12 protein-coding genes are annotated in these 15,713 nt (G+C 74.8%); 7 read left to right on the top strand and 5 right to left on the bottom strand.

Annotation, left to right across the window (positions count from 1 at the left end; genetic code table 11):
* On the bottom strand, positions 1–1,006 hold a 1,006-nt coding region (locus tag ABTZ54_RS34170), incomplete at its 3' end, for an NAD(P)/FAD-dependent oxidoreductase (RefSeq protein ID WP_351671329.1).
* Between the two features lie 195 nt (positions 1,007–1,201).
* Here ABTZ54_RS34170 and ABTZ54_RS34165 point away from each other — a divergent pair.
* Entirely contained in the window at positions 1,202–1,987 is a 786-nt protein-coding gene (locus ABTZ54_RS34165) for a sulfite exporter TauE/SafE family protein (RefSeq protein ID WP_351671326.1), read from the top strand.
* A gap of 3 nt (positions 1,988–1,990) precedes the next feature.
* Here ABTZ54_RS34165 and ABTZ54_RS34160 read toward each other — a convergent pair whose 3' ends face one another.
* From ABTZ54_RS34160 to ABTZ54_RS34150, 3 genes are all read right to left on the bottom strand, one after another.
* Positions 1,991–2,611: a class F sortase gene (locus ABTZ54_RS34160; protein ID WP_351671323.1), complete on the bottom strand. Its 621-nt coding sequence runs from the start codon at positions 2,609–2,611 to the stop codon at positions 1,991–1,993.
* Positions 2,612–2,688: 77 nt separating this feature from the next.
* Positions 2,689–3,225, bottom strand: a complete 537-nt coding sequence (locus ABTZ54_RS34155; protein ID WP_351671320.1) for a GVDTG sorting domain-containing protein — start codon at positions 3,223–3,225, stop codon at positions 2,689–2,691.
* Between the two features lie 230 nt (positions 3,226–3,455).
* Positions 3,456–4,223 carry an aminotransferase class IV gene (locus ABTZ54_RS34150; protein ID WP_351671317.1) on the bottom strand — a complete coding sequence of 256 codons (768 nt, stop codon included), beginning with the start codon at positions 4,221–4,223 and terminating at the stop codon, positions 3,456–3,458.
* A 68-nt stretch (positions 4,224–4,291) separates the two neighbouring features.
* Between ABTZ54_RS34150 and ABTZ54_RS34145 the strand changes: the two genes are divergently transcribed.
* Genes ABTZ54_RS34145 through ABTZ54_RS34120 form a run of 6 tightly spaced genes read left to right on the top strand, consistent with a single transcriptional unit; the run spans position 4,292 to position 13,567 of the window.
* A complete protein-coding gene (locus ABTZ54_RS34145; RefSeq protein WP_351671314.1) occupies positions 4,292–4,879 on the top strand; it encodes an NADPH-dependent FMN reductase in 588 nt (195 codons plus the stop codon).
* A gap of 15 nt (positions 4,880–4,894) precedes the next feature.
* Positions 4,895–6,640: an ABC transporter ATP-binding protein gene (locus tag ABTZ54_RS34140; protein WP_351671311.1), complete on the top strand. Its 1,746-nt coding sequence runs from the start codon at positions 4,895–4,897 to the stop codon at positions 6,638–6,640.
* Positions 6,637–8,538 carry an ABC transporter ATP-binding protein gene (locus tag ABTZ54_RS34135; RefSeq protein WP_351671308.1) on the top strand — a complete coding sequence of 634 codons (1,902 nt, stop codon included), beginning with the start codon at positions 6,637–6,639 and terminating at the stop codon, positions 8,536–8,538. The genes ABTZ54_RS34140 and ABTZ54_RS34135 overlap by 4 nt, the downstream gene beginning before the upstream one ends.
* A 54-nt stretch (positions 8,539–8,592) precedes the next feature.
* Entirely contained in the window at positions 8,593–12,870 is a 4,278-nt protein-coding gene (locus tag ABTZ54_RS34130) for an nSTAND1 domain-containing NTPase (protein ID WP_351671305.1), read from the top strand.
* Positions 12,867–13,184, top strand: a complete 318-nt coding sequence (gene cutA / locus ABTZ54_RS34125) for a divalent-cation tolerance protein CutA (protein WP_351671302.1) — start codon at positions 12,867–12,869, stop codon at positions 13,182–13,184. Before ABTZ54_RS34130 ends, cutA begins: the two co-directional genes overlap by 4 nt.
* Complete coding sequence (locus ABTZ54_RS34120) at positions 13,181–13,567, top strand: gamma-glutamylcyclotransferase family protein (protein WP_351671299.1); 387 nt, start codon at positions 13,181–13,183, stop codon at positions 13,565–13,567. Before cutA ends, ABTZ54_RS34120 begins: the two co-directional genes overlap by 4 nt.
* Here the strand turns inward: ABTZ54_RS34120 and ABTZ54_RS34115 are convergent.
* A complete protein-coding gene (locus ABTZ54_RS34115; protein ID WP_351671296.1) occupies positions 13,554–15,704 on the bottom strand; it encodes a molybdopterin oxidoreductase family protein in 2,151 nt (716 codons plus the stop codon). The genes ABTZ54_RS34120 and ABTZ54_RS34115 overlap by 14 nt on opposite strands.
* Between the last annotated feature and the right edge of the window lie 9 nt (positions 15,705–15,713).

The raw sequence follows: 15,713 nt of genomic DNA, 5'->3' as shown, positions 1-15,713 counted from the left end.
GGTGTCCGGACTGCGACCTCCACTTCGCTTCGCTCGTTCCGGGCGCCGCCACGTCCGGACACCCCCACCCCCGTTCCGGCCCCCTCCTCGCCGTTGCCGTGTGCGGGTCGTTCGTCGCTTCCGTGTCGAGGATGTCCGCCAGTACGTCCGCCTGGTCCAGGGCCGGGGTCGCCAGGCCGTAGACCTGGCCTCGGTGTTCCGCGCAGTCGCCTATGGCGTGGATGTACGGGTCCGAGGTGCGGAGTTCGTCGTCCACCACGATGCCCCGGTTCACCTCCAGGCCTGCCTCCCGGGCCAGGGTCACCCGCGGGCGGACTCCGCAGGCCAGGACGACGAGGTGGGTGTCCAGGATGTAGTTGTCGGCCAGCGCTACTGCCTTCACCGCGCCTTGGTGGCCGCGTAGGCCGGTCACCCTGCATTCGGTGTGCACTTCTATGCCGAGTGCGGAGAGGTGGTGAGTGAGCAATGGCGCCGATTCCCTGTCCAGGTGGCCTTCCATCAGGTACTCGCCCTGGTGGAGGAGGGTCACCTCCGCGCCCAGGGCTGCCAGGGCTCGGGATGCCGAGACGCCCAGGAGGCCGCCGCCTATCACTACGGCGCGGGTGCCCGGGCGGGCGTGGGTCTGGAGGGCCAGGCAGTCGTCCAGGGTGCGGAACGGGTGGACGCCCGCGAGGGGGGTGGTGTCGCGCAGGCCGCGGAGGGGTGGGAGGAGGGGGGCCGAGCCTGTTGCCAGGACCAGGCGGTCGTAGGGGGTGCGTGAGCCGTCGGCGCAGGTGACCGTGCGGGACTCGCGGTCGATGCGGAGGGCCTGGATGCCGAGGCGGGGTGGGGTCTGTGGGGTGGGGAGCGTGATCACTTCGGGGGCGTATCTGCCGGCCAGGACGTCTGCGAGGAGGACCCTGTTGTACGGGGCGTGCCGCTCCTCGGTCAGGAGTGTCACCGGCAGGCGCTGGGCCAGCCGGGTGCCCGCCGTTCCGGCGCCGATCACCACGATCCGTGTCCTCATGCCCGAAGCGTGCTCGGGGGGTGTTACCCGGTCGCATCCCCGCTGTTTCCCGTACGGAACGGTCGACTCACCGGTGAGTGCTGAGGGGTGGTGAGGCCGGGCTTGAGGGTGTGGTGAGCTGCGTAAGCTCTGGCTAAGCTCAACTCTTCTGGGATCGATGGATCACGCAGCCATCCCGGGCCTAGGCTCGCGGGCATGCCTGACATATCCCTGACCACCGTTGTCCTGCTCTGCCTCGCCGCGCTCGTGGCCGGGTGGATCGATGCCGTGGTCGGGGGCGGCGGGCTGCTCCTGCTGCCCGCGCTGCTGCTCGGGCTGCCGCATCTGCCCGCGGCCCAGATCCTCGGCACGAACAAGGCCGTCGCGATCGTCGGCACCTCGGGCGCTGCCGTCACCTATGTCCGCAAGACTCCTGTTCCGGTGGGCCGGGCGGTGCGGATCGGGCTCGCCGCGCTCGCCGGGTCGATGGGCGGGGCCTTCTTCGCTGCCGGGATCAGCAGCGAGGTGCTGCGCCCCGTGATCATGGTGGTCCTTGTCGGGGTGGCCGGCTTCGTGCTCTTCCGGCCCTCCTTCGGCACCCGCGCGGAGGGTGAGGAGCGGCCGCCGCTCACCCGGGCCCGGATCGTCACCGCGATCGTGGTGGTGGGGGGCGGGATCGGGTTCTACGACGGTCTCTTCGGGCCCGGTACGGGCACCTTCCTGGTGCTCGCCCTCACTGCCGTTCTCCATCTGGACCTGGTGACGGCCTCCGCCACCGCCAAGATCGTCAACGTCTGCACCAACGTGGGTGCGCTCGCGATGTTCGCCTACCACGGCAGCGTGCTGTGGCAGCTCGCGGCGGTCATGGCCGTCTTCAATCTGGCGGGTGGCATGGTGGGTGCGCGGATGGCGTTGAGCAAGGGGGCCGAGTTCGTTCGCGGGGTGCTGTTGGTGGTGGTGTTCTCGTTGGTCGCCAAGTTGGCCTTCGATCAGTGGGCGTGAGAGTCAGCGCACGCCGATGAGGTGGGCGAAGGCGACCACGTTGCCCTGGTAGCCGCCGGCTTTTTTCGAGAAGCCGCCGCCGCAGGTGATCACCCGGATCTCGGCCCGGTCCGCCTCCCCGTACACCTTGGCGTCGGGGAAGTGCTCCTTGTCGTAGACCTCGACCGCGTCGACCGTGAACACCGCCGTCCGGCCGTCCTGCCGGAGCACCTCGATCCGGTGGCCCTTCCGCAGGGCGCCCAGCGCGTAGAAGACCGCCGGGCCCCGCTCGTTGTCGACATGGCCCGCGACGATCGCGGTGCCCTTCGCGCCCGGCCGGGTGCCGTCCTCGTACCAGCCGGCCAGGTTGCGGTCGGCCGCCGGTGGCACCTCCAGGGCGCCCGAGGGGTCCAGGGACAGGGCGGTCAGGGGGGTGTCGACGTCGATCTCGGGGATGCGCAGCCGCAGCGGGGGCGAGGGCGGGAGCGGGTCGGCGGCGGCGTCCGTGTGGACGCTGGGGCCGGCCGCGAAGGCCTGGGCGGCGGAGGGGACGGGCGGGGTGATGTCGCCCGAGCCGTTCTGGATCATCCAGAGGCCGACGCACGCGGCGACCGCTATGCCCCAGCCCTTGCTGCTGTTGCTCACGGAGTCCTCCCGTGGCGGTGTGGCCCTGCCCCCGCCGGTCCGTCGGAGCGGCGGGGGCAGGACGGGTGGCGGTACGGTCAGTCGCCCTGCGCGCCGCTCGCCCGGCGGCGCAGGAGCCAGGTACCGCCTACGGCAGCCGCGGCCAGCACCGCCGCGCCTGCCGTGACCTGGGCCGTGTCGGGGCCCACGCTGCCGCCGACGCCGGTCTGCACATGGCCGCTGGGGCTCTTGTGCTTGACGATCAGGTCGCCCCGGGCGGTCCGCCCGTTGTCGCAGGCGACGCTGATGCCGTAGGTGCCCGACTGGGCGTGGTGCGGCACCGTGAACTGGCCGACCACGACCTCCTTGTGGGTGCTGGGGTTGAGCTGGAAGTCGCCCGCGCCGAGCGAGTTCGCGTCACCGACGCCGTGGCCGTGGGAGCCGCAGGCGAGGGTGTTCACGGTGACCGTGGTCCCCGGGTCGGCCGAGGAGGGGTAGATCTCCAGCGCCTCGGGGCGTCCGTCGTGGCCTTCGTGTCCGTCGTTGTTCGCGTACGCCAGGGGGGCGGCGAGGGCTCCGAGGGCGACGACGGCCAGCGCGGTACCGGTGAGCAGGGGGACAGGGGTGCGGCGCATGGGGGCCTCCGTGGCGCGCGGTCGTTCTTCCGGAAAGGGGCTTCCGTAGGACCGAGGTAAGTGCGTGGAGGCGTCGGGCGCCTGCTGATGTCCCATCAGAATTGCTCCGTCCGGTGCGGCGCGGCGGCTGGAGTCCGGGAGTCTTCGCAGGTCGGGGTGGGTTTCTTCGCGTCAGGTGACGGGGCGTGCCGAACGGGTGAGCGGGGTCCGGGGGCGTGCGCCCGGTCGGGTCACAGGGTCTCCCAGGGGGCCGCCGCGTACGCCGCGTACACCCGGTCCATCAGCTCCTCGTCCACCGTGAGCTCGATCCCGTCGATGCGGGAGACGGGGGCGATGCCCCGCGCGTTCGTCACGAAGGCCGAGCGGAAGGAGGGCAGGTCCGCCAGGGTCACCCGGCGGCTCGTGGACGGCAGCCGGGGGGCGAGCAGGGCCATGGTGATGCCGGTCAGGCAGGGCGCCGACGGCCAGATCACCGAAGTGCCGTCCCAGAAGGCGATGTTGGTGACCGCACCCTCCGCGATCTCGCCGTCGGGCGCGGTCAGCAGGGCCTCGTCGAAGCCCGCCCGGCGGGCCGCCTCGCCGTGGTACGTCTGGCCGAAGCCGCCCAGGTGCTTGATGTGCGCGGCCGGGCGCCAGTACGTGACCGAGCGCAGCGCCTGCGGGGTGCGGTCCGGCGGGAAGGGCGCCCGTACGGTCACGACGGTCCGGCCGCCGTCGTACCCGTAGACCCGCACGGACGCGTCCCGCCGCCCCGTCGCCTCCAGGGCGCCGCCGATCAGGGCGCGGACCCTGCCTCCGTCGACGCCCCGGTCGAAGAGCTCGCGGGTGGCCCGGTCCAGGCGGTCCAGGTGCAGTCCGAGGCCCTGCGCCCGGCCGTCGCGGACCTGCATGGCGGTGAAGTGGCCGTACCCGCTCATGAGGGTCGCGAGGAGTTCCGGGTCGGTGGCGGGGGAGCCGTCGACCTCGACGTGCAGGGCGGGTGCGGGGTGCGTGGTCATGGGGGTCACCGTATGCCCGGAGGGCCGGGCTTGACCTCAAGTTTGGTTGAGGTATCAGGATCCTCGGCATGGACATCACACCTCCGCTCCGCCTCGCCGTCATCGTCGCCAGCAACCGCGAGGGCCGCTTCGGTCCCGTCGTCGCCGACTGGTTCACCGCCCGCACCGCCGAACGCGACGACTTCGTCGTCGACGTCGTCGACCTCGCCGAGGTCGACCTGCCCACCGCCCTCTCCCACCGCCCCGGCCCCGCCGTCCGCGCCGAACTCGGCAAGGTCACCCCCGTCCTCGCCGCCGCCGACGCCTTCGTCGTCCTCACCCCCGAGTACAACCACTCCTTCCCCGCCTCCCTCAAGGCCCTGATCGACTGGCACTTCTCCGAGTGGCAGGCCAAGCCCGTCGGCTTCGTCTCCTACGGCGGCATGTCCGGCGGCCTGCGCGCCGTCGAGCAACTGCGCCAGGTCTACGCCGAGATGCACGCCGTCACCGTCCGCGACACCGTCTCCTTCCACGGCGCCCACGGCCGCTTCCACGAGGACGGCACCCCCAGGGACCCCGAAGGGGCCGAAGCCGCCGCCAAGTCCATGCTCGACCAGCTCGCCTGGTGGGCCCACGCCCTGCGGGACGCCAAGTCCGTCCGTCCGTACGCTGGTTGATCGGGGGATTCCGTCATGCTGCTCCGGCTCGTCGCCGCCCGGCTCGGCCCCCACCGGCCGCTGCTCGCCTTACTCGTCCTGCTCCAGCTCGTCCAGGTCCTGGCCTCCCTCGCCCTGCCCACCCTCAACGCCGGCGTCATCGACCAGGGCGTGCTGCGCGGCGACACCGCCCGCGTCCTGTCCGGCGGCGGCCTCATGCTCGCCGTCACCCTCCTCCAGGCCGCGGCGGCCGCGGCCGCCGGCTACGCCGGGGCCAGGATCGCCATGGGCATCGCCCGCGACCTGCGCTCCGATACCTTCCGCCGCGTCCAGAACTTCTCCGCCCGCGAGACCGGCCGCTTCGGCACCGCCTCGCTCATCACCCGCACCACCAACGACGTCCAGCAGATCCAGACCTTCGCCCTCCTCGTCCTCACCCTGCTGGTCCCCGCGCCCCTGCTGTGCGTCGGCGGCCTCGCCATGGCCCTCCGCCAGGACGTCCCGCTCGCCCTGGTCCTGCTGCTCTTCGTGCCCGTGATGGCCGGCGCGGTCGGCACGGTCGTGCTGCGCATGCGGCCCCTGTTCCGCGGCATGCAGCGGCGCGTCGACCACGTCAACCGGCTGCTGCGCGAGCAGATCACCGGCATCCGGGTCGTCCGCGCCTTCGTCCGCGACCGCCACGAACAGCGCCGCTTCGGCGCCGCCAACGACGAGCTGCGGGACGTCGGGCTGCGCGCCGGGCGCCTCCAGGCCGTCATGTTCCCGACCGTCCTGATCGTCTGGCAGCTCGCCACCGTCGGCATCGTCCTGGTCGGCGCCCACCGGATCGACTCCGGCGCCCTCCAGCCCGGCGGGCTCATCGCCTTCCTCGGCTATCTGCTCCAGATCTCCATGTCCGTGATGATGGTGCTCTTCCTGCTCATGCACATGCCCCGCGCCGAGGTCGGCGCCGAGCGCGTCCGCGAACTCCTCGACACCGTCCCCTCCGTCACCCCGCCCGCCGACCCCCGGACCCCGTCCGGCGACCCCGGCCGGCTCGACTTCGCGGGCGTCGGCTTCCGCTACCCCGGCGCCGAGGAAGCCGTTCTCCGCGATGTCGCCCTCAGCGCCCGGCCCGGCCGCACCACCGCGATCATCGGCTCCACCGGCAGCGGCAAGTCCACCCTCCTCGGTCTCGTCCCGCGCCTGTACGACACGACCGGCGGCCGGGTCACGCTCGGCGCCACCGACGTCCGCGACCTCGACCCCGCCCTGCTCGCCCGCACGGTCGGGCTCGTCCACCAGAAGCCGTACCTGTTCTCCGGGACCGTCGCGAGCAACCTGCGGTACGGGAAGCCGGACGCCACCGACGAGGAGCTGTGGCGCGCGTTGGAGGTCGCCCAGGCTGGGGGTTTCGTCGCGGCCCTGCCCGACGGGCTCGACGCGCCCGTCACCCAGGGCGGCGGCAACTTCTCCGGCGGGCAGCGGCAGCGTCTCGCCATCGCCCGGGTGCTGGTCGCCCGGCCCCGCATCTACCTCTTCGACGACTCCTTCTCCGCCCTCGACAACGCCACGGACGCCCGGCTGCGCGCCGCCCTCGCCGAGGAGACCGCCGACGCCACCGTCGTCATCGTCGCCCAGCGGGTCTCCACCATCCGCGACGCCGACCGGATCGTCGTCCTCGACCACGGCCGGGTCGTCGGCACCGGCGCCCACGCCGAACTGCTCGCGCACAACGCGACGTACCAGGAGATCGTCCGCTCCCAACTGGCGAACGGCGACGAGAGGGAGGCAGTGGCATGACCACTTCGGCACCTGTCCGCGAGCGGGCCGACCAGCACGAGCGGGTCCCCGCTTCTCCAGCCCCCGCCCGCGTCGGTCCGCCGGCCCAGGAGCGCGGGCCCGGCGGCGGGCCCGGGCTCGAACGGTCCCTGCGCTTCCGGGCGTCCGGGCTGCGTCTGCTGCGCACCCTCGCCCCCGACCGGCACCTGCTCCTCGGCGTCCTCGCCGCCGCGGCCCTCGCCGTCGGGCTCTCCGTCCTCTCGCCGAAGCTCCTCGGACACGCCACCGACCTCGTCATCGCCGGTGCGCGCACCCCCGCCGGGGTCGACTTCGGGGCCGTCGGCCGGGCGCTCGCCGCCTCCGCCGCGCTGGTCGCCGGGGCCTCTCTGCTCACCTGGCTCCAGCAGCGGCTCGCCGCGGCTGCCGTCCAGCGCGCCGGGCACCGGATGCGGGCCGAGGCGCAGGCCAAGCTGTCCCGGCTGCCCCTCGGCCACGTCGACCGGCAGTCGCGCGGCGAGCTCCTCTCCCGTACCACCAACGACATCGACAACGTCGTCCAGACCCTCCAGCAGGCCTTCAGCCAGATGGTCCGCGCCCTGCTCACCCTCGTCGGCGTGCTCGCGATGATGTTCTGGATCTCGCCGCTGCTCGCCCTGATCGTCCTCGGCACCGTGCCGGTGTCGGTCGGCGTCGCCGCCCTCGTCGGGCGCCGGGCCCAGCCCCAGTTCGTCCGCCAGTGGGCCGTCACCGGCCGCCTCAACGGACATGTCGAGGAGATGGTCACCGGCCATGCCGAGGTCGTCGCCTTCGGGCGGCGCGACGAGGCCGTCCGCCGCTTCGACGAGCTCGGCGACGAGCTGTACGGGGCCGCCTTCCGGGCCCAGTTCATCTCCGGCTTCATCCAGCCCGCCCTCACCCTGGTCGGCAACCTCACCTATGTCCTCATCGCCGTCGCCGGAGGCCTGCGGGTCGCGAGCGGCACCCTGACCGTCGGCGACGTCCAGGCCTTCGTCCAGTACTCGTACGAGTTCAACGGGCCCGTCACCCAGGTCGCCGCCATGGCCAACCTGCTCCAGTCCGGAGTGGCCTCCGCCGAGCGGGTCTTCGCCCTCCTCGACGCCGAGGAGGAGACCCCCGACCCCGCCGCGCCCGAGCGCCCGGAGCGGCTCACCGGCCGGGTCTCCTTCGAGCAGGTCTCCTTCCGCTACGAGCCGGACAAGCCGCTCATCGAGGACCTGTCGCTCGCGGTGGAGCCCGGCCGGACGGTCGCCATCGTCGGCCCGACCGGCGCCGGGAAGACGACCCTGGTCAACCTGCTGATGCGGTTCTACGAGGTGACCGGCGGGCGGATCACGCTCGACGGGGTCGACATCGCGAGGATGGCCCGCGAAGACCTGCGGGCCGGGATCGGCATGGTCCTCCAGGACACCTGGCTCTTCGGCGGCACCATCGCCGAGAACATCGCGTACGGGGTCCCCGGCGAGGTCTCCCGCGAGCGGATCGTCCGGGCCGCGCGGGCCGCGCACGCCGACCGCTTCATCCGCACCCTGCCCGACGGCTACGACACCGTCCTCGACGAGGAGGGCGGCGGGCTCAGCGCCGGTGAACGTCAACTCGTCACCCTCGCCCGCGCCTTCCTCGCCGAACCCGTCGTCCTCGTCCTCGACGAGGCCACCAGCTCCGTCGACACCCGCACCGAGGTCCTCGTCCAGCGGGCCATGGCCTCCCTGCGCGCCGGCCGGACCTCGTTCGTGATCGCGCACCGGCTCTCCACCATCCGCGACGCGGACGTCATCCTGGTGATGGAGAACGGCTCGATCGCCGAGCGGGGGACGCACGAGGAACTGCTGGCCGCGGGTGGCGCCTACGCCCGGCTGCACGCCGCCCAGTTCGCTCAAGGGGCGGTGGGGGAGGGGTAGTTGCCCTATCGTGGCCGGACCGGCGCGGAGCCGCCGCGACGAGGGGGGACCGCCGTGGCCGCCGTCCACGAGGAAGAGACCCTGGCCCGTTCGCTCGTCCGGGTCCGCACCCGCTCCGGCCAGGTGGCCGGGGCGGGCTTCCTCGTGGCCGAGGACACGGTGGCGACCTGCGCCCATGTCGTCGCCGGGGCGACGGGGGAGGAGTCCGGCGTCCCCGAGGAGCCGCCGGAGGGCCATGTCCCCGTCGACTTCCCCCTCATGGGCGGCCACCGGGCCCGGGCGACCGTCCTGACCTGGCGCGCGGACGCCGACATCGCCCTGCTCCGCCTCGACGCCCCCGTCCCCGGCAGCCGCCCGGTCCCGCCCGCCGACGGCGACGGCACGCGGCTGTGGCAGCACCCCTTCCGGGCCCTCGGCTTCCCCGCCCACTCCGACGGCGGCGTCTGGGCCACCGGCACCCTGCGCGGCCCGCAGGGCGAGGGCTGGGTCCAGATGGAGACCGACCCGTCCGGGCAGCGGATCGTCCCCGGCTTCAGCGGCACCCCCGTGTGGGACGAGACCCAGCGGGGCGTCGTCGGCATGACGGTCGCCGCCGACGGCGCCACCGGCTCGACCACCGCGTACCTCATCCCCCTCGGCGCCCTGCTCGACCCGGCCGTCCTCCCGCCGCGCAGCCCCTTCCGCGGCCTCGCCCCCTTCACCGAGGCGGACGCCGACGTCTTCCACGGGCGCGAGGACGAGACCCGGCACCTGCTGGCCGCCGTCGCCCGCCGCCCCCTGACCCTCGTCGTCGGCCCCTCCGGCTCCGGCAAGTCCTCCCTCGTCAGGGCCGGGCTGCTGCCCGCGCTCCGGGCCGCCGGGACCACCGTCCGCGAGCTCCGCGCCGTCCCCGGCACCCGCCCCGCCGCCGTCCTGGCCCGCGCCCTCGCGCCCGGCCTCGCACCGGGCCTCGGCGAGGTCGCCCGACTGCGCGAGACGGCCGAGCTCACCCGGCTCCTCGACACGGCGGACACCCTGCCGGCCGCGTTACGGGACCGGGTCCTCGCCCACGCGGGCGCGGCCGGACACGTCCTCTTCGTGGACCAGCTGGAGGAGTACGCGGCGGCCGACCCCGCCGCCGCCCGCGCGCTGACCCGGCTCCTCGTCGCCCTCGGCGCCGGACAGCCGGGCCGCCCCGCGTTACGGGTGGTGGCCACCGCCCGGGCCGAGACCCTGGGCGCCCTCGTCACCCCCGAGGCCGCCGACGTGCTCAGCGACGCCACCCGCCTGCTCGCCCCGCTCTCCGCCGAGGGCCTGCTGCGGGCCGTGACCGGACCGGTCGCCGCCCTGCCCGGACTGTGGTTCGAGCCGGGCCTGCCCGAACGGATCGTCGCCGACGCGGGCGAGGAGCCCGGCCGGATGCCGCTGGTCGAGTTCGCCCTCACCCGCCTGTGGGAGGCCCGCGAGGGCGGCCTGCTCACCCATGCCGCGTACGACGCCGTCGGCGGGGTCGCGGGCGCCCTCGTCGGCTACGCGGAGGAGGCCCTCGCGGAGCTGCTCGGGCCCGGCGAAGAGCCCCTGGCCCGCCGCCTGTTCGTCCAGCTCGCCCGCCCCGCGCCCGACGGCCACTTCGCCCGCCGCCCGGCCCGCACCGCCGAGCTCGACCCCGCTCTCGCGGCCCTCGCCCGGCGGCTCGCCCCGACGAAGCTGGTCGTCCTGGGGACGGCGGGCGACGAGGACGCGCCGGGCGGCGCCGCCGAGACCGTCGAGCTCGCCCACGAGTCCCTGACCACCCTCTGGCCCCGGCTCCGCGACTGGCTCACCGACACCCGCGACTTCCGCGCCTGGCAGGAGCAACTGCGCCGCGACCTCGCCCGCTGGCGGGCCCAGGACCACGAACCGGCCGCCCTCCTGCGCGGCTCCAGCCTCGCCACCGCCCTCGACCGGCTGGGCCGGCATCCGGAGGACGTCGGGGAGGCGGAGCGGGGGTACATCCTCCTCGGCGACCGGCAGGCCCGCCGTGGCACCCGCAGGCTGTACACGGCGATCGCCGTCTTCGCCGTGCTCGCCCTGATCGCCGGCGGCTTCGCGGGCTGGGCGCTGGACAACAACGCCCGGTACCAGGGCCAGTTGCGCGCGCAGGCCGCCCGTATCCTCGCCGACGTCTCCCTCCGGCAGGAGGCCACCGGGCAGGCGACGGCCCTCCAACTGGCCCTCGCCGCCCGCGCGACGGACCCCAGCCCCGAGACGTACGGCGCGCTGCTCCGCCAGTACGCGCGCGGCCAGTACCTGACCGGCAGCCGTCCGGGCCTGTGGCCCGGGGCCTTCCAGCGGCTGGACGTCACGCCGGACGGGCGGACCGCGGCGGTCCTCTCGCTCCTCGACGACGGCACCTACCGGGCGGTGTCCGTGCTCACCGGCCCGGCCGGGGACAGCCCCCGCTCCCGGCTCCTGGCGCACATCCCCGAGAAGGCCATGGAGGACATCGGCACGCACGGCTCCACCGAACTCGCCCCCGACGGACGGAGCTTCGCCGTCGCGCACGGGGACGGCACGGTGTGGCTGTGGGACCTGACCGGCGACGGACCCGGCCGCCCGCCCCGCGAACTGCGCTCCGCCGACGCGCGCGGCCGCAAGGTCGGCGGCGTCCAGATGGACTTCAGCTCCGACGGGCGCCGCCTGCTGCGGATGCTGTCCTTCTACGACGGGACCGGGGCCACCGGGCCGGGGGACCGCCACGCGGCACTCTCCGCCTGGGAGACCGCCTCGGGTCGGCCGCTGCCCGTCGCACCCGGACTGGTCCCGGGAGACCCGAGGTCCGTCGCCTTCACCTCGGATCCCGGACAGGTCGTGTTCCTGCCGGAGGCGGAGGGGGACACCACCACCGTGGTCCGCGAGCTCGCCACCGGCCGCGAGCTCCGGTCCTTCCCGGGCGCGGGCTTTCAGTCGGCCGCGCTCGCCTCGGACGGCGAACGGCTCGTCGTGGGCAGCCCCGCGCGGGTCCTGGCCACGAACGGCGCGCCGGGCCCGGCCCTGCGCCTCGACCCGGTGGTCGACGAGGTGAAGGAACTGGACCGCACGGGCGAGTACGTCGTGACCACGCCCGACGGAGGCAGCGCGGAAGGCCGCCAGGAGGCGCACCTGGTCCAGGTGGCCACGGGCCGCCGCTACCGGACCACGGTCCCGAGCACGGAGGACCTCGGGGGCCTGCTCGCGGTGGTCCCGGGCCCCGGGCGGAGCGTCACCGTGCTGCTCCCCGTCAAGGACGCGCTGCTCACCGCCCGCGCCGACCCGGTGGAGGCGCTGCCCGCACCCGGTGCCGCCCGCGAGCCGGTCGACGGCGCGCTCTCCCCGGACGGCACCCGGCTCGCCCGGGGCGGGGAGGACTTCCTGGAGATCGTGACCACCGCCACCGGCCGCGCCCGGCGCGTGCCGCAGCGGCGCAGCAGCGGCCACTCCATCCCGTTCTGGACCGCCGACTCCCGCTGGGTGGTGCTGGAACAGCGGGGCGGGCTCGCGGCCTTCGCGGCGGCGGACCCGCGCCGACGGGTCGACTTCCGCCTGGACGGCTGGGACCCGGACACCGACGTGGTGGAGGCCGTCGAACCGCTCGACGGCAGCGACGTGGCCGTCCTCACCTCCGCCGGGCGCCTCGCCCGCTACTCCGCCACCACCGGCCGCTCCTCGGGCGGGCGCGTCGATCTCGGGCCCAGGACGGCGGCCGAGGCGAGCGGGTTCCCCCGGGCGTACGGACAGCTCCGCGCCCGCCCGGGCCACCCCGGCCAGGTCGCCGTGGTGCGGGGCCCCGACACCGGGGACGGCCGCGTCCAGCTCTGGGACCTGAACACCGGCACCCGACTGCGGACCTTCTCCGTCGGCCCCCTCACGTACTCCTTCGACCTCACACTCCCGCCCTACCTGCTCTTCGGGCCCGACGGCCGCACTCTCGCCACCTCCCACCCGGACGGCTTCGTGCGCCAGTGGGACGCGGACACGGGCCACCCCGCCGCACGGCCCCTGGCGACCGGCGACACCTTCACCCGGCTCATCGGCACCGGCCCCGGCGGCCTGCTCGTCACATCGGGCACGACCGGCGACCCCCGCTTCTGGGACGCGGCGACCGGCCGCCTGCTCGCCGAACTCCCGCTGCCCGGACACCTTGGCCTCGACGTGCGCGGGACCCGGCTGCTCGCCGCCGGGGACGGCTGGTACCAGGCGCTCGACCTGCGCCCCGAGGAGATGGCGAAGGCCCTCTGCCGCAACGGCCTCGACCGGGACTTCACAGCCGACGAGCGCGCCCTCCTCCCGTCCGGGGCCCGCGCCACACCGCCCTGCCGTACGGTGGGCGGGTGATCCTCACCGTCCGCACCACCACCGACTCCCGCGCCGGGGCCGAGGCGCTGGCCCGTGGCGCCGTCGAGGCCCGGCTCGCCGCCTGCGCGCAGGTCTCCGGACCGGTCACCTCCGTGTACTGGTGGCAGGGCGCCGTGGAGAGCGCCGAGGAGTGGCAGGTGGAGTTCAAGACCACCGAGGGGCGGTACGCGGCCCTGGAGGAGCATCTGACCGCCGCGCACTCCTACGAGACACCCGAGATCCTCGCGGCCCCGGTGGCGCGGGCGAGCGCCGACTACGCGCGCTGGGTCGAGCGGGAGACCGCCGCGCCGTGACCCCCGGCGACCTGCCCTTCTTCGTCTACGGGACGCTGCGCCCGGGCGCGTACAACCACGACCGTTTCCTGCTCGGCCGCACCGGCGCCGAGGAGGACGCCGTGCTGCCCGGGGCGCTGCTGCACGACGGGCCCGGCTATCCGTTCGCGGTGCCGGGCGAGGGCCGGGTCGCGGGCGCGCTCCTGACGGCCGCGCCCGGGCGGTACGGCGAACTGCTCGGCGTACTCGACCGGTTGGAGGAGCCCGCCGGGTACGAGCGGGTCGTGCGGGAGGTGGTGCGGTCCGGGGACGGGGTGTGCGTGCCCGCCTGGGTGTACGTGGCGGCGCCCGGCGCGCCGCTGGGGCCGGTGATCGCGAGCGGGGACTGGTTCAGGCGCCCGTAGAGCCCGGGCCCGTAGCGCCCGTAGAGCCCGTGGCGTCGGTCGGCGCGCGCTCCAGGCGGACCGCGCAGACCTTGAACTCGGGCATCTTGGACACCGGGTCGAGCGCCGGGTTGGTCAGGGTGTTGGCGCGGCCCTCGCCCGCCCAGTGGAAGGGCATGAAGACGGTGTCGGGCCGGATCGCGGTGGTGATCCGGGCGGGGGCGACCGCCGTCCCGCGCCGTGAGCGCACCACGACCGGCTCGCCGTCCATGACGCCGACGCGGGCGGCGAGCCGGGGGTGCAGCTCCACGAAGGGGCCGGGCGCGGCGGCGTTCAGCTCGGGGACCCGCCGGGTCTGGGCGCCGGACTGGTACTGGGAGACGACCCGGCCGGTGGTGAGGACCACGGGGTAGTCGGCGTCGGTCTCCTCCGCCGCCGGGCGGTGCGTGACGGGGACGAAGCGGGCCCGTCCGTCGGGCGTCGCGAAGCGGTCGAGGAAGAGGCGGGGGGTGCCGGGGTGCGGCGGCTCGCCGGGGCCGGTGCCGGGGCAGGGCCAGAAGACGCCCCGCTCCTCCTCGACGCGGCGGTAGTCGATGCCCGCGTAGTCGGCGGTGCCGCCCGCCGAGGCGCGCCGCAGCTCGTCGAAGACCTCCTCCGGGTCGGTCGGGAAGCCCTTCTCCCGGCCGAGGAGCGCGGCGAGCCCGTGCAGCACCTCCAGGTCGGTGCGGACGCCCGGCGGCGGGGTGAGGGCGCGGCGGCGCAGCAGCACCCTGCCCTCCAGGCTGGTCGTGGTGCCGGTCTCCTCGGCCCACTGGGTCACCGGCAGGACGACGTCGGCGAGTTCGGCCGTCTCGGAGCGGACGACGTCGGCGACGGCCAGGAAGTCGAGGGACCGCAGCCGCTCCTCGACGTGCGCGGCGCGGGGCGCGGAGACGACCGGGTTGGAGCCCATCAGGAGCAGGGCCTTGATGTCGCCGCCGAGGGCGTCGAGGAGTTCGTACGCGCTGCGGCCGGGCCCCGGCAGGGACTCGGGCGCGACGCCCCAGACCCCGGCGACGTGGGCGCGGGCCGCCGGGTCGGTGATCGACCGGTAGCCGGGGAGCTGGTCGGCCTTCTGGCCGTGTTCGCGCCCGCCCTGGCCGTTGCCCTGGCCGGTGAGGCAGCCGTAGCCGCTGAGCGGGCGGCCGGCCCGGCCGGTGGCGAGGCAGAGGTTGATCCAGGCGCCGACGGTGTCGGTGCCCTTGGACTGCTGCTCGGGGCCGCGCGCGGTGAGCACCATGCCGCTGTCGGCTTCGCAGAACATCCGTACGGCTGCGCGGAGTTGGGGTACGGGGATGCCGGTGAGGCGTTCCACCCGCTCGGGCCAGTGGTCCATGGCCCCGGCGCGGGCGGCGGGCCAGCCGTCGGTGCGGGCGGCGACGAACTCCTCGTCGACCCGGCCCTCGGCGACGACGAGGTGGAGCAGGCCGAGGGCGAGCGCGAGGTCGGTGCCGGGGCGGGGCGCGAGGTGGAGGTCGGCCTGTTCGGCGGTGCGGGTGCGGCGCGGGTCGACGACGATCAGCCTGCCGCCGTTGGCCTTGAGTTCGGTGAGGTAGCGCAGGGCGGGGGGCATGGTCTCGGCGAGGTTGGAGCCGACGAGGATCACGCAGCCGGTCCTCGGGACGTCCTCCAGGGGGAAGGGCAGGCCCCGGTCGAGGCCGAAGGCGCGCTGGTGGGCGGCGGCCGCGGAGGACATGCAGAAGCGCCCGTTGTAGTCGATCTGCGAGGTGGCGAGGACGACCCGGGCGAACTTGCCGAGCGCGTACGCCTTCTCGTTGGTGAGCCCGCCGCCGCCGAAGACGCCCACGGCGTCGGGTCCGTGCCCGGCGCGGGCGCGGCGCAGCCCGTCGGCGACGGCGGCGAGCGCCTCTTCCCAGGTGGCGGGCGTCAGTAGCCCTGTGCGCGGGTCACGGACCAGTGGCTCGGTGAGCCTGACCCGGGAGGAGAGCACGGCGGGCGCGGTGCGGCCCTTGCCGCACAGCGCGCCCCGGTTGACAGGGAAGTCGGGGCGCTCGACCACCTCCACGGGGAGTTCCGCGCCCGGGGTGGGGCGCAGGTTCATGCCGCACTGGAGGGCGCAGTAGGGGCAGTGGGTGGGGACGGTGCCGGCTTCGGACATGGTCCGAGC

Source organism: Streptomyces sp. NPDC094032, assembly GCF_040303965.1.
GTDB lineage: Bacteria > Actinomycetota > Actinomycetes > Streptomycetales > Streptomycetaceae > Streptomyces.
This window is presented reverse-complemented; position numbering and strand designations above follow the sequence as displayed.